Raw genomic sequence first — 14,512 nt, forward strand, 5'->3', positions numbered from 1 at the left:
AAAAATCTTGAGAAAGAATCTCTAAAATATAGTTCAGCATGATTAAAAATAGATTGAACATGGTTATTAGTTTTTTAATATCTCATCGATTTCTGAACATAATAAAGGCGTTTTTCCGGGTCTTCGTCTACAATCATTACGTAGGTTCCGTGTTCCAGCTTTACTCCACCCTGACTTCTCACCATCAAGGTCATCGGATCACTGCCGATAAATACTTCCATCATTCCTATTTTATCATCCTGAATAGTTGATTTTAATCTTCCTTCTCTTCCAAGAAAGGCATAGGATGCTTCTCCTTTATGATTGATTTCCTTGAAAAAAGGATTTAAAGGCTTCAAAATGAATTTAGTAAGCAACATTCCCACAATCATCAATGGAAATAAGAGTAATATTCCCAGCCATGTTGGCATCGGAACGAAATAATTCAGATAAAATGACCCCAACCACGTGATTAGCAATGACAAAGTAAGGAAATACGTTATCGGAACAATGTCTAGATTAAGAAACTTCAGGAAGTGCATCCAAGCAGAAGCGTCGTGATCAGGAGCATGAATATGACCGTCCGGAACATTGGTATCTGCACCTACATCAAGATCGGAATGTATTCCTACATCAATATCCAGCCCGGTAATGATGGTAAATAACCAATACACCACTGACAACACAAGTAAAACACTCAATATGGTGTTTACCGGCGAAAATGCTATGTTTAAAAATTCCTGAAAGGTCATATTTAGCCTTTTTTAAGTGTTTCTTTTAATCTGTTTAAAGCTTCTTCAGCTTCCCTATCATTGCTGTTTACAATAGCATCTATTTCCTCATCAATTGTTTTTCCTGATTTTGAAATATCAGAATATGCCTCTGCAAGGGTTTCCTGCTGTACTACTCTATCTTTCAGCTTTTCAAGCATACTTACTGCACTTCCGGTATCCATCTGGGTCATTTTCTGGTTGATATCTTTTGTTGCTTCACTTACCTGAACTCTTGCCTTCAGGGTGTTCAATTCATTTTCCCATTTAGAAATACTTGATTTCAGATGATTGATCGTTGTCTGCATTTTTTCACAATCGGAATGAAGCTTTTGATGCTCTTCCTGTAATTTGTTGGTATTTTCCTGATAAGATGCCTGTCTTTTCAAAGCTTCTTTGGCAAGACGGTCTGCTTCTGGGGCTTCTACTTCTCCTTTTTCAGCTTTCTGAATAATTACAATTGCTTTGTTGTAATAATCACTGGCGATTTGCTCTTCTTTTTCAGCTTCGTTCTTTTTACGGATTGTCAAAGCCTTTAACTGAGCCAGTGCTTCGATGCTTTTCCCAAGCTGTTCTTTCATATCACGAATTCCCTCTTCTGTCATGTTTATAGGGTCTTCAAAACTTTCAATCACAGAATGAATTTCTGCTTTTCCTATTGTTAATAGTCTTTTAAAAATGTTCATTTTAAATATCTTTTGTGAATTACTTACTCATTTCAAGCATCTCGTTGGTAAATTCGCCCACCAGAATCCCCAGTGAGTTGATAGAAGCCATTACTTCATTCTGTGCCATATGATCTGTAGGAAGGGTATCCCTGAAGATGACACGTTTTCCTGTACTGTCTAAAACAAAAGCTCCATGTACAATATCTCTGTTTTTTTGGAGAAGTTTTCTGAAGATTTGCTCGGAAGGATTTTTGATTTCAAAAAGAAACTGTTCCATGATCAGAATAGAATCTGATATAATAAGGATCATATTTTTTATCCCGTTGGATTCTTTTTCTATGATTAAGATTCTTTGCGCTTCGTCTTCCAGGGTAATATTAAACTCATAATCTAACAACCACTCTTTGACTGTTCTAAATATTTGATTTTTCATGATTCCTGGTTTAGTGTTTTCTATTTCGTTACTACACAAATATAGCATATTTTTTTCAAATTGCAAATATTATTAGCAAATATTTATTTAAGATTCTCTATCTTTGCAAAAAAGATTAGACAAACAATGAGCTTCTTTGGAACTAATATTAAGAAAATAAGACAGGTTAAAGGATTGAGCCAAAAGGCTTTCGCCGATTTATTTGACTTAAACAGAGGAGTGATCAGTTCTTATGAAGAAGGGCGTGCAGAACCAAAAATAGAGACAATATTAAAGGTTGCTAACCATTTTAACCTTAATATTGATAAATTATTAACTGAAACATTGCAGGTAAATCAATTGGTAAGTGTCTCAGATATAGACCAACTGATGCTTTTTCCAGAACTGGCAATCAGTGAAAGGAACGAAAAAGCCGCTTTAAAGGAATCTGATTCTCAAAACAGCTCCATCCTGCAAAAAATATTAGCATCTGTAGATTTAGTCTATGAGTTTACTTCAGAAAAGCCATTGCTTTCTCCTTATCATTATGGTGATATTTTATTCCTGAATAAAGCTGATCTTAAAAAAGATCCTCGTCATCATTTATTAGTGCATACTAACGAAACTTTAAAGTATGCAGCAACTACTGACAACGAGAATATTTATAAAATCGTAGGGAATGTTTCCACATCAGAGAAAAACATTTTTACTGATATTTTTGAAAGGCTGGAAAGATTGGAAAATAAAGCAGAAAACAGGTAATTTATACTCCTTTCTTCTTTTTCTTAAACCACCATACTAGAAAACCAGTGATGGGAAGTGAGCCCCCGATAATTGTAATAAAAAAGTAAAGGATTCTCCCCCAAATTCCTCCCAAAGCGGAACCTACATGAAGATCGTAATTCAACTTTTGAACTTTGGTAGCAAAATCAGCCTGTTCAAATGAATTTGCATGAGCAGAATTTACAGATAACCTCACTCCCGTATTTCGATCATAATTAAATCCCCGCAGATTATAAAACTGCCGATGAGAAGGATATAAAAATAAACCTATTGTTTCTGTAGAGTCTTTTGGGACAGACAAGTAGTATCCTTTTGCATCTACCTTATCAATGGCGTCTTCCCATGCCATAAGCATTGATTCTGATAGTTTTTCCGGCTGATACGAGGTGATGTTCTTCACTTCCTGGCGTTCTGTTTTAGGTGATTTTCCAAGTGAAGTTGTAAAATACAGAAACTTATTGAACCAAGGCAAACCGTAATACATTCCGGTCATTGCTATCACTAAAAGAATGATCATGCTATAAAAGCCAAAAACATTGTGCAGATCATAATTCAGACGTTTTATTTTAGCATCCCATTTCACAGAAAAACTCTGTTTCCGTATGGCTTTGGTCCATTTTTTAGGCCACCAAAGAACTAATCCGGTGAGTAAGGTAATGAAAAATATAAATGTAGAATAATTGATGATAGGACGTCCAATTTCGGAAGGAAGCCATAAGAAGCGATGCCCTTTCAAGGTCCATTCAAAAAAATCAAATTCTTCTTTAAAGGTAGGTTTACGAAGTACTTCACCGGTATAAGGGTCAAGATGCAGAACAAAACCGGAATTTCTTTTTCCAAAACCTATCATTGAAGCTTTGCCCGTAGGTCGCCAGACAAAAGAAACTTCCTGATCCGGATAAAGATCCTTAGCCTTTTCATAAAGGATAACTGGATTAAGCATTTCTTTTCCCGGAATAGACTCTACTCTAAGTTCAGGGTTTAGCCAATCTTTGATTTCATCTCTAAAAGACCAGGTAATACCGGTAATACAAATAATAACAACAATAATACCTGAAACAAGACCCAGCCACAAATGTAGCCAGGCTGAGATTCTATAGAATAAACTTCTGTTATTTTTCTTTTTAGATTTAGGTTTTATGTTATTCATTTAAAAACTATATGAGAGATTCAGTCGGAAATTGACAGGATTGGTCGCTCTCCATCCATAATGGGTATATGACCAGGCTCCAGGATAAAAACCAACATAATTGTAACGATCAGTAAGGTTATTGACTAGGAAAGAGAGCTGGTAATTGTCTCTTTTATAAGAAACCCCTACATCTAAAGTAAAATAATCATCAGGCAGATACGGATGATCTAAAACGACAGGCCAAGCTGCTCTTTTCGCCTGATATTCATACCCGAAAGAGAATCCCAGACCTTCAAGATCACCTTTAGCAATGGTATATTTAATCCAAGCGTTGCTGATATGTTTTGCTGTTCCATATAGCATTCCGCCTATTTTTTTAGGATCATTATCTTCTGTTACTTTAGCATCTGTATAGGCATAGTTGAAAAGAATGCTCCAGTTTTTACTGATATTTCCGTTTAGATCAAATTCAATTCCTTTGGATACACTTTTCCCAGACTGTTCAAAAAGTCCTGGAAAATCAATCCCAGCAGAAGTCAACATATTTGTTTTAGTAAGGTGATAAAAGGTAAGGTTTGTCATCAACTGCCCATTAAACCAGGTTTTCTTTACACCAACTTCTGTATTTTTTCCAAAAGAAGGATCTGCAGAACTACCGTTGATAAGCTTTCCTGTCTGCTCTTGAAAAGTTTCATCATACAGCCCATAAACTGTGAAAGTTGGCGTCAAAAGCCCTGTGATACTTACTCTTGGGGTAACAGCTGTATTTTTAATTTCTGCCCCCTTGTCTGCGGCACTCGTTTTTGAAGTAGAGGTATAACGGAAACCTGCTGCCACTCTTAATTTGTCTTCAAGGAAACGAGCTTCATCTTGTAAGTGGAATGATGTATAAGAATAATCGGTAAGGTAGTTTGCTCCACGTTCTCTGAGTGATTTAGAACGGTCATATTCAGGAATATCGGATTTTTTCAGATGCCCGTAAACAGGATTATAGATATTGAATACAGGACCAATATTCTGCGGAAGTACACTCCAGTCTGCGACATAGGATTTCTTACCCATATCTATTCCGGCAAGAATATTATGATTGATATTTCCGGTAGAGAATTTCCCTCTTGTGAATACCTGCCCAATCATTGAGGTATTTAAAGCATCATTAATACTTATTCCACGATCTACATCACCTCTTTTTCTTCCCGTTACAGGATTATCAGCTAACGTAATAGAATTATACTTCGCATAAAGAGACTCTCCCTGCATCTGAGAACGAATGTATCCAAACTGACCGGTAATCAGCCAATTATCATTAAAGTTATGATTAATAGTTCCATAAACATTATGCTCCCATGAACGGGTAGGATCTATAATAGGGTCTGAAAAGGTAAAAGATCTTTTTAACTCTTTAAATCCGTCAATACCATACACATATTTGGCAAAGCCACCCTGAAAATTGTTTTGCGAAAGGATATATTCAAGAGTTACATTGGTATTCTCTGATGCCACATACTTGAAAGACGGGTTAATAACATATTGCTCATGCTCTACATATTGCTGAAAAGATCCGGATTTTGTTCCCATAAGGTTCAGTCTTCCCCAAAATTTCCCATCTTTACTTAGCTTTTTCTCAACATCTGCCGTTGCACGATATAGATTAAAACTTCCCAAAGTAAGCTGAACATTTCCTTTCTCTCTACCTACAGGCTTCTTCGTTACAATATTATAAAAACCTCCCGGCTGGGTATTTCCCATCATAAATCCAGCAGGACCTTTTACAAACTCTACACGATCCACAAAAGACATATCTTCACGAAGAGGACCGAAACTCCCACTTACATCCATCCCATTTCTCAGATTCGAAGCAGAAAATCCACGTACTGCAATTCCAACACTTCCTTCTTCCTGGTGGGTAATGGTACGAACACCACTCACATTCCGGCTCAATCCTTCAGCCGTTGTAAGGATTTGCTGATCACTCAATAAACGCTGATCTATTACCTGAATATTTTGAGGAGTTACCAAAAGGTTTTCCCCTAATCTCAACGTAGAAGAAGGAATTGTCTTCCTGTTTGCAGATACATTTACCGCTACAATCTGATAAGTATCTGTAATTTGCTCAAAATCATGCGAAATACTATCATTTGATTTTAATGTAAAAGAATAAGTTTTCTTAATATCAGGATCTTCAACTTTTAATATATAATTTCCTGCAGGAATATTATTAAACCTATAAAAGCCATTATCATCAGTATAAACTTCCGCTTCTCCATTATTCAAAATAACCTTCACCGCCGAAAGTGGCTCCTTTTGAGAGTTTACAACCTTTCCGGTAATCTGCGAAGTACTTTGCGCCCACATAATAGCCGGAAAAAGCAATACCGGAAAAAGGAATCTGTTCTTATTCATAATTGTTATTTAGAATTAGTTTAATTAAATTTACGCTGGCAAAATTAGCGGTTCCCATTAGGAAATACTTTTGAGCTTAGGATAAATACTTTAGATTTTGGGAGAGACTGTACCGGAAAATACAATAGCAAGACAGATTTTAGATTTTTTTGGGGAGAATCATCGCGGTAGTGTGCCCGAAATATTCATCAATGAACTTGGGAAATTTGAAACCCTGACGTTGTATGAAGGAGATGAGTTTTTGGTCAAAGAATATCAGTTCTCGTATGCTGAAGATTATACCATGAAGTTCAGGACTGAAGCTGTAAAATATATTGAGCTAGCCTTCTTTCTTGATGGAGCAGAGGTTATCCAGGATTTAGTGGGTGAAAAAAAAGGAGAATATAAACTCTTTCACCATTATATCTATTTTACGCCTGAAAATGCTGATGTGGAAATTTATTTTCAAAAAGAAACCAGTTACAAAAATCTGGATATATATGTATCAAAAGATTATTTTCATCAACTGGCTGGGAGCAATACAACATTACAAAACTTCATCAATAAAATCGACCAGAACACAGCAGCTAGCCTGTTTCCGGAAGGGCTTCCTATAACACCGCAAATGATGAGCATTTTATTGGAAATAAAAAAATGTAACTTAGAGGGTTTTTACAGAGATTATTTCATAAAGAGTAAGATTCTTAATCTATTATTCCTCATTTTTGAATTCACAAAAAGCACACAAAATGAAACGGTAACTAAATCCAGGCTTTCCATCAACACTTATGAAGTTCATCAATTGATGGAAGTGAAAAAATTTATAGAAGATAATCTGAAATCATTTTATACTATTGAACAGCTCTCCATAAAGTTTGGCATTAATGAATTTAAACTGAAAAATGGTTTTAAGGAACTGTTTGGGGATGGTGTTTTTCATTATGCCTCCAAACTTAGGATGAAAGAGGCGCTTTATCTGCTTAAAAACTCTGATTTCTCTATAAAAGAGATTGCTTATCATCTGGGATATGCCTCGCCTTCTTCTTTTAGCGTTGCTTTTAAAAATGAGCTAGGAATGGGACCGAGCTATTACAGAAAGAATTAAGCTGAATACAATTATCATAATTCAAAAAATAATTTTTAATCTATAACTATTTTAAAAACAAAAAACCCTCCGTATTCAAAATACAGAGGGTCTTGTACCCCAGACGGGACTTGAACCCGTACGTCCTTGCGGACACAGGATTTTAAGTCCTGCGTGTCTACCAGTTCCACCACCAGGGCATGGTGTAGACACGAAAATAGATTTGAATAAATCTTATGCTCTATCAGCTGAGCTATTTTCGCATTGTGCGGATGAAGGGACTCGAACCCCCACGCCTCGCGGCACCAGATCCTAAGTCTGGCGTGGCTACCAATTACACCACATCCGCTGATATATTATTCTGCTTTCGCAGATTTTGTTGATGATTCTTTTACAAATATAAGAATCTTTATTTAATGAACACTCTCTATAAAAACAAAAAACCCTCCGTAACGAAATACAGAGGGTCTTGTACCCCAGACGGGACTTGAACCCGTACGTCCTTGCGGACACAGGATTTTAAGTCCTGCGTGTCTACCAGTTCCACCACCAGGGCATGGTGTGGAGCGAAAAACGGGATTCGAACCCGCGACCCCAACCTTGGCAAGGTTGTGCTCTACCAGCTGAGCTATTTTCGCATAGTGCGGATGAAGGGACTCGAACCCCCACGCCTCACGGCACCAGATCCTAAGTCTGGCGTGGCTACCAATTACACCACATCCGCTGGTTTTTTTGTATTGTAAGTTTTAAAGAGCTTGCTTCGTTTTTGTGAGTGCAAATATAGGACAATTTCCTTTACCTCCAAACTTTTTCTCGAAAAAAATTAAAATTTCCAGATTTTTTTTCTGTGGCACCTATTATTACATTTCATTTTCTTACTTTTACAACGTTAATAATTACGATATGGAATTACAAGGAACGGTAAAGAAACTTTTTGAAACTCAAACATTTGCAAGTGGATTTCAAAAAAGAGAATTGGTTATTTTGACCCAGGAACAGTATCCACAGCCGATAAACATAGAGTTTTTGTCTGATAAGATTAGTTTATTAGATAATCTTAAAGAAGGAGAAAACGTAAAGATAGGAATCAACATCAGAGGAAGAGAATGGGTTTCTCCACAAGGTGAAACTAAATATTTCAACTCTATTACAGGGTGGAGAGTAGAGAAAGTTTTTGATAATGGTTCAGAACCTACTCAGGCTATGCCTCAGCAATCAGCTTCTCCAGTTTCTAATGAGAATCCGTTTGCCGGAGACGACGACGATGATTTACCTTTCTAATTAAAGAATTAAGATCAAATATAAATCCTGCTTTCTTAAAAGTGGGATTTTTTTTCTAAAAAATGGTCCGATTAGACGAAAACGAGATATCATTTCCTGATCCTGAAGTATATGACGGACACGATGGGCTTATTGCCTTTGGTGGAGACCTGTCTGTAGAACGGATCTGGTTTGCTTATCAATTGGGTATTTTCCCCTGGTACAATCCTGGAGAAGAAATATTATGGTGGTGTCCGGACCCGAGGTTTGTTCTCCTTCCTGATGAAATAAAGGTATCAAAATCTATGAGAAAGATATTAAACAGAAATGTTTTTACCTTTTCAGAGAACAGAAATTTCAGGGAAGTGATCAAAAATTGCCAGCAATCTGAGCGAAAAGGTCAATCCGGAACATGGCTTTCCGATGAACTAATGGATTCTTTCATCCAACTTCATGAATATGGTTTAGCAAAAAGTATTGAAGTGTGGCAGGAGGAAGAACTTGTAGGTGGTTTTTACGGTTTGCAGATCGGAAATGTTTTCTGTGGCGAAAGTATGTTTGCCAAAGTAAGCAATGCTTCGAAAGCTGGGTTTATTCATTTTGTGGAAAGCAATAGAAACCAACTAGAGTTAATTGATTGTCAGTCTCATACTGAGCACTTGGAAAGCTTGGGAGCAAAGATGATTCCTAAAAAAGAATTTTTAAAAATCCTACACGAAAACAATGAACGCAGATAGAGAAAAATGGCTTCTTTTGATTATCCTGAGCATTATTTGGGGATCTTCTTTTATTTTGATCAAGAAATCACTGGAACATTTTAATCCGTTTCAGGTGGGTTCTTTAAGAGTACTTATTGCAGGGATTATTTTACTGCCTATTGCCATTTCAAACTATAAACTTTTTCCTAAAAAACATTTAAAGTGGCTCATTTTAGCCGCTTTTACCGGAAATTTCATCCCAATGTTTCTATTTCCGATTGCAGAAACGGAAGTAAGCAGCAGTGTTGCAGGAATCATCAATTCAATGATGCCGATTTTTGTTATTATTGTAGGAGCACTGGTCTGGAAATTTGAAACAACCAAGAAGCAAATCATAGGAATATTGGTAAGTTTTACCGGGGTTTGTATTCTTGCTTTTGGAGGTGGAGATAGTGGAACATTCAAGATGATTCCCATCTTACTCCTATTACTTGCCACTTTATGTTATGCTCTGAGTACCACAACAGTAAAATCAAAGCTCATGGAGGTTTCTTCTACTGTTTTATCTGCTTTTATTTTCTCATTTGTTTTATTTTTTCCTTCTCTTATTGCATTAACGAGCACTGGATTTTTCTCTGAATTCAGTTTTTCAAAAGATAATCTTCTGGGGTTAATGTTTGTGAGTATTTTATCTATTTTCGGAACCGGGCTTGCCATGATGATGAACTACCGTCTACTGAAAGTTTCTTCACCCCTTTTTGCATCAACAGTTACTTTAGTAATGCCTATTGTTGCAATTATCTGGGGGATCATTGATGGTGAAAAGCTTACCTATCTTCAATTCATTGGTGCCGGAGTTATTATTGGTGGGTTAATATTTTTAAGAACAAAACAAAAAAAATAAGTTTGTTTTATAAATTAAATTATATTTGATTGATTTAATTTATAACCATGAACAAAATTTTACTATTCGGTGCAATTTCCGTATTCTCCCTTTCCTGTTCGTCATCTAATGATGACAATCCTTTCGATAATAGTGACCCTACCATTCAAAATGTAGTACTTCCTGTGAAAGTAACGAATGAAGGAGTCACCATGAAAGTGAATTATAACGGAACAAAAATCATCAGCTTAATCAGTACTACCAGCCCAGGATTCAGGATTGAATTCTCATATACGGATGATTACATCACCAATATTAAACATTATTACAATAATATTCTTGATACCTCCATTGACTATACCTATTCTAGCGGACGTCTGGCAACAGCGGTGAACAAAGAATATTCTGATTCAGGAGTGATCCAGGCAACGGTAACGTATACCTATACTCATGTAAGCACAACTCAGATCAATGTAAAGAAACAGGCAATTCTAGGTCCTAATACAAACTATACTATGAACAATGTATATACGTACAACAGCAACGGAAACATGGTAAGTTCAACAGGAACCGGAACTGGAGTTACCAGTGGAAATTCAGTAAATTACACTCAAAACGGGACTTATATTCACACGGAAAAAAATTATGCCTTTAAAAATGTAAAGGGGCTTGATAAAATCATCTTTAACGGAGATACCGATGATAATGTATCCATTCTATTTTCAAACATTAAAAACAGTTTAGGGACTTTTAAGAGCTCAATTGTTTCTACCACTGCCGGCGGAACGGGAAATGTGTTCTTAAATTATAAGTATACCACTACATTTAACCCAACTGGATATCCTTCTATAGAAAGCAGACAGGAACTGGATAGCAGTGGAAATCCCACAGCTACTCCTCCGGACCAATTCATCTACGAATACAATTATCAATAAAAAAAACCTGCATTTCTGCAGGTTTTTTTGTTATTTCAAGTGATATTTTAGTTCTTTTTCTTCACTTTACTTACTTTTACTTTTTTTACTTCATCCTTAATAAATGGATATTTTTTTTGCATATCCTTAACTAAAGACGGGTCTAATTCTAAAGCTTTCTGAAGTGATTCTATTCCTTTGTCCTGATCTTTAAGATTAAAGAAACAATTGCTTAACTGATAAAACAATTCTGCTCTGTGATGTTTCTTAACAGCGGCATTCAAAACAGTTATTGCTTCTTCATATTCTCCTACGAGCATTAATACTTCTGAATAGGCATACCAATTGTAAAATCTTGAGGGTTCAGCATCTACAAGTTTTTTCAAACATGAAAGACTTTCTTCAAATTTACCTGAATCAATGAATAAGAATGCTAATCTTTTCTGATAATCAAGATTATTTTCGTTCAATTGGGTTGCTTCTTTGGCAAAGTATAATGCTTCAGACATTCCACCCATTTCCTCATACAGGTATGATTGTTCCATCATAGCAAGATAAAACTGAGGATCTTCTCTCAGTGATTTCTGAAAAGAATTTAATGCTAAGATAGGTTGTTTTAATGCTTTATTGCACAATCCAATTTTATAGAATGTAAATGCTTTGGTATATTCCAGCTCAAGCATTTCTTCATAGGTATTGATTGCTTTTTGATATTGCCCTAAAGCTTCATAACAAGCTGCTTTATTGGCATATACTCCTACAGAGCTTGAATTGATTGCCAATAAATAATCATATCCTTTTATTGCTTCTTCGTAGTTCTTTCTGTTGAAGTAGAACTGACCATATTCTGACCAAGCGATCTCAGAATAAGGAAATTCATCTAAATATTCATTAAGAAAGGCAATAGCCTCCTCACTCTTATTCAAATCACTAAAGCACACCATAGCGTTCTCTAATGAATATTCATCAGTAGGGTCTTCTTTAAGTGCCTTTTTGTAATGCTTAAGAGCGTTAAAAGGATCTCCAAGATTTACATATTCATCTGCAATAAAGTTGTGAAGGAAATTTTCTTCTTCCTCCAGAGTAAGGGCTTTTTTACAAATTTCAATGGCTTTTCTAGGATTTCCCAGGTTCGAATAATACTTAGCATAGCAAACCAAAAAGTCTGTATTTTCCATGGAGGAACCTTTCAGCTCATTGATAAGATCTTTCGCCGTATTATATTCTTCCCATTCCAAAAGAATTTCAAGTCTTTTAATCTTGATATCTAATGAATTAGGATGAAGCTTCAGTCCGTAATTAACAGCCATATCGGCATAGTTAAAATCACCAAGCTCCAAATAATAAACAATGATATCTTCTAATTCTTCTGTATCGAAGTAGAATTCCTCATTGTTTTCCATCATTTCCTCGAACTTTTTTACAAGTTCATTTCCAAAATACTCTTCCAATAGTGTCCTCTTTGTCAACCCGATGTCTGAATTTACTTACAAACCTCGGCAAACGTTTAATTAATTAATATATCTGAAACTGATATTCGAATATTTATGCAAAGTTGCAACTTTTTTTTGAATTATCCATTTCATAAATTTCTATTATAAAAATAGTAAAAAAAGAAAACCAATAAAAGGATTGTGGATAAAAAAATGGAAATTGGGGTTAAATTCTTATTACAAGCCTTTTTCCGGTTTGTATCTCTGCATTCCACGCTGATTCGATATTTTTAATATCAACATCTTCTGTTTCTATTTTAAGCTTTCCATCGATGGCAGCCTGAAACATTTCAGGAATAATTTCTGAGAATAAAAGTGCAGATTCTTCTTTTGTCCAACTTCCCAATCCAGACCCTGAAATTTGTATATCTGTTGCTCTGAGAATCTGTGAAGACAGTTGAATAGTATCTCCACTCATTCCGCCTATGGTAATCAGTTTTGTTTTGTGAGAAAATGTTCCGTCCCCTTTAAATGCAGATAAGATCATTTCTACAGAATGCCCCCAGATATAGTCTACAATAATATCTATAGGTGTTTCATTATGAATTCCTTTTATCTTACTTTGAAAATCTTGATCATTCAAATGCAGGGAAACAGCCTCATCGGCACCCAATTCAAGAAGTGACTGTAAAGATTCTTCATTTCTTCCTGTGACAATAATTTTCTTAGCTCCATAGACTTTAGCAATCTGAACTGCTATTCTTCCGGTAATTCCTGTTGCTCCATTGACTAATACTACATTTCCTGGTTGTACCCTAGCCTTGAACTTTAATGCCATTGCAGATCCCATAACGGCGTTGGGTAACGCTGCTGCGGTAGAAAAATCAAGTTGCTCAGGAATTCTCACTATCTTATTCTTATCTACAACTGCTTTTTCTGCAACGGTTCCTTTTTTGCTGAAGAAATAGACTTTTGTTCCATCTTCTAGAAATCCTACCCCGTCCGAACCTACAATTGTAGGCTGATGAATTTCATTTTCGGTAGAATAGTGGTTTCCACTTGCTCTTGCTTTATCCAGATTTTTAATAGATGCTGCTTTTACAGACACTAAGATTTCATTTTCTTGCGTTACTTCCGGTTCCTGGAAGTCTGCATATTGAGGAGCATTTCCTTTTTCAAAAACGACTGCTGCTTTCATTGTTTTATATTTTTAAACAAAGGTATGAGCTGATAGGATGGTCGGACGATAACATTTGTTATCAGTTTGGATGATGGGGGATATAGAAAACAACGTAAAGATCGCAAGAGTTAAATTTATTATGTTTTATCTTTCGTTCGCAAGTGCACTTCGTCCAGCTAGGAGGGTAATCATTGCTGAGTGAAACGTCTTTGCGAACGTATAGCCACCATAATGAAAATTCTTTGCGTTTTCTGCGTTAAAAATTCAATACAATCTACCTCAAGCTGTCTATCATTTAAGATGCTTCCCACCTTAAGAAAGTTTTTCTTTCAGTATTTTACTCTTTATCCTGCTCAGATGTACAGTTGTAATTCCTAAATAGGACGCAATATAATGTTGGGGAACTCTTTTGATAATGTCTGGTTTTTGTTGTGCAAGCTGGATATATCGTTGTTGTGGTGTGTCTTTTATAAATGAAAAGAAATGTTTCATATAGTCAAACATTCTTTCAAAAAGAGCATCCATAAATAAAGTTCTTAGCTCCGGATTTTCATACACCTCTTCCAAAAATGCTTCAGCATCAGGTTTTTTAATCTTATATAAGACACAAGGTTCTATCGTTTCAAAGGAAACCATACTTGGTAATCCTTTTTTGAAGCTTTCCAGTGAAGAAAACATGGTATTTTCCAGAAAAAATTGAAATGTAGCATCTTTACCATCATTATTATACCATGCTCTGACAACTCCTTTTTCCAGATAGAAAGCGTTATTTGACACGTCTCCTTCTTTTAAAAGTAAAGTTTTGGCAGGCACTTCCATTTTTTCAAAGCTGCTTATAAATTTTCGCCATTTTTCTTTTGGGAAAGGGAATCTGTTTTTTATATGTTCAAACATATTGTATAAAAAAAGAACGGAGCTTTGTCCGTTCTTATAT

General features: G+C 35.7%; 14 protein-coding genes and 5 tRNA genes. 6 read left to right on the plus strand and 13 right to left on the minus strand.

Going from position 1 to position 14,512, the window contains the following annotated elements; translation table 11 throughout:
• Nucleotides 1–74 precede the first annotated feature (74 nt).
• From BW983_RS09925 to BW983_RS09935, 3 genes are read right to left on the minus strand one after another with little or no spacing between them, the layout of a single operon-like run.
• Nucleotides 75–731: a hypothetical protein gene (locus BW983_RS09925; protein ID WP_076551824.1), complete on the minus strand. Its 657-nt coding sequence runs from the start codon at nt 729–731 to the stop codon at nt 75–77.
• A 2-nt stretch (nt 732–733) separates the two neighbouring features.
• On the minus strand, nt 734–1,435 hold the full coding sequence (locus tag BW983_RS09930; protein WP_076551825.1) for a PspA/IM30 family protein: 702 nt from the start codon (nt 1,433–1,435) through the stop codon (nt 734–736).
• Between the two features lie 19 nt (nt 1,436–1,454).
• On the minus strand, nt 1,455–1,850 hold the full coding sequence (locus BW983_RS09935) for a YbjN domain-containing protein (RefSeq protein ID WP_076551826.1): 396 nt from the start codon (nt 1,848–1,850) through the stop codon (nt 1,455–1,457).
• Nucleotides 1,851–1,976: 126 nt separating this feature from the next.
• Between BW983_RS09935 and BW983_RS09940 the strand changes: the two genes are divergently transcribed.
• Nucleotides 1,977–2,591 carry a helix-turn-helix domain-containing protein gene (locus BW983_RS09940; RefSeq protein ID WP_076551827.1) on the plus strand — a complete coding sequence of 205 codons (615 nt, stop codon included), beginning with the start codon at nt 1,977–1,979 and terminating at the stop codon, nt 2,589–2,591.
• Between the two features lies 1 nt (nt 2,592).
• On the opposite strand, the gene BW983_RS09945 is transcribed toward BW983_RS09940, so the two are convergent.
• A complete protein-coding gene (locus BW983_RS09945; RefSeq protein WP_076551828.1) occupies nt 2,593–3,762 on the minus strand; it encodes a PepSY-associated TM helix domain-containing protein in 1,170 nt (389 codons plus the stop codon).
• Complete coding sequence (locus BW983_RS09950; RefSeq protein ID WP_076551829.1) at nt 3,763–6,147, minus strand: TonB-dependent siderophore receptor; 2,385 nt, start codon at nt 6,145–6,147, stop codon at nt 3,763–3,765.
• A 97-nt stretch (nt 6,148–6,244) separates the two neighbouring features.
• Between BW983_RS09950 and BW983_RS09955 the strand changes: the two genes are divergently transcribed.
• A complete protein-coding gene (locus BW983_RS09955) occupies nt 6,245–7,231 on the plus strand; it encodes a helix-turn-helix domain-containing protein (protein ID WP_076551830.1) in 987 nt (328 codons plus the stop codon).
• Nucleotides 7,232–7,326: 95 nt separating this feature from the next.
• Here the strand turns inward: BW983_RS09955 and BW983_RS09960 are convergent.
• The 5 genes from BW983_RS09960 to BW983_RS09980 form a co-directional block, all read right to left on the minus strand.
• Nucleotides 7,327–7,410: transfer RNA gene (locus BW983_RS09960), tRNA-Leu, on the minus strand.
• A 67-nt stretch (nt 7,411–7,477) separates the two neighbouring features.
• A tRNA-Leu gene (locus BW983_RS09965) sits at nt 7,478–7,559 on the minus strand.
• Between the two features lie 123 nt (nt 7,560–7,682).
• A tRNA-Leu gene (locus BW983_RS09970) sits at nt 7,683–7,766 on the minus strand.
• A 6-nt stretch (nt 7,767–7,772) separates the two neighbouring features.
• Nucleotides 7,773–7,848, minus strand: a tRNA-Gly gene (locus BW983_RS09975).
• Nucleotides 7,849–7,852: 4 nt separating this feature from the next.
• Nucleotides 7,853–7,934, minus strand: a tRNA-Leu gene (locus BW983_RS09980).
• Nucleotides 7,935–8,113: 179 nt separating this feature from the next.
• On the opposite strand from BW983_RS09980, the gene BW983_RS09985 reads away from it, so the two are divergent.
• The 4 genes from BW983_RS09985 to BW983_RS10000 all read left to right on the plus strand — a co-directional run bounded on the left by BW983_RS09985 (nt 8,114) and on the right by BW983_RS10000 (nt 10,986).
• Nucleotides 8,114–8,491 carry a DUF3127 domain-containing protein gene (locus BW983_RS09985; RefSeq protein ID WP_065395975.1) on the plus strand — a complete coding sequence of 126 codons (378 nt, stop codon included), beginning with the start codon at nt 8,114–8,116 and terminating at the stop codon, nt 8,489–8,491.
• A gap of 62 nt (nt 8,492–8,553) precedes the next feature.
• Nucleotides 8,554–9,207, plus strand: a complete 654-nt coding sequence (gene aat / locus BW983_RS09990; protein WP_076551831.1) for a leucyl/phenylalanyl-tRNA--protein transferase — start codon at nt 8,554–8,556, stop codon at nt 9,205–9,207.
• Nucleotides 9,194–10,072, plus strand: coding sequence for a DMT family transporter (locus BW983_RS09995; RefSeq protein WP_076551832.1), 879 nt, complete (start codon nt 9,194–9,196; stop codon nt 10,070–10,072). Before aat ends, BW983_RS09995 begins: the two co-directional genes overlap by 14 nt.
• Before the next feature lie 47 nt (nt 10,073–10,119).
• Nucleotides 10,120–10,986, plus strand: coding sequence for a hypothetical protein (locus BW983_RS10000; RefSeq protein ID WP_076551833.1), 867 nt, complete (start codon nt 10,120–10,122; stop codon nt 10,984–10,986).
• Nucleotides 10,987–11,033: 47 nt separating this feature from the next.
• Here the strand turns inward: BW983_RS10000 and BW983_RS10005 are convergent, their stop codons facing one another.
• The 3 genes from BW983_RS10005 to BW983_RS10015 form a co-directional block, all read right to left on the minus strand.
• Nucleotides 11,034–12,416: a tetratricopeptide repeat protein gene (locus BW983_RS10005; protein ID WP_076552261.1), complete on the minus strand. Its 1,383-nt coding sequence runs from the start codon at nt 12,414–12,416 to the stop codon at nt 11,034–11,036.
• Nucleotides 12,417–12,624: 208 nt separating this feature from the next.
• A complete protein-coding gene (locus BW983_RS10010) occupies nt 12,625–13,596 on the minus strand; it encodes a quinone oxidoreductase family protein (protein ID WP_076551834.1) in 972 nt (323 codons plus the stop codon).
• Nucleotides 13,597–13,890: 294 nt separating this feature from the next.
• The gene (locus tag BW983_RS10015; protein ID WP_076551835.1) at nt 13,891–14,472 is read right to left on the minus strand and encodes a Crp/Fnr family transcriptional regulator; all 582 of its coding nucleotides are present in this window, start codon (nt 14,470–14,472) and stop codon (nt 13,891–13,893) included.
• Between the last annotated feature and the right edge of the window lie 40 nt (nt 14,473–14,512).

The organism is Chryseobacterium ureilyticum (assembly GCF_900156735.1).
GTDB classification, from domain to species: Bacteria; Bacteroidota; Bacteroidia; order Flavobacteriales; family Weeksellaceae; genus Chryseobacterium; species Chryseobacterium ureilyticum.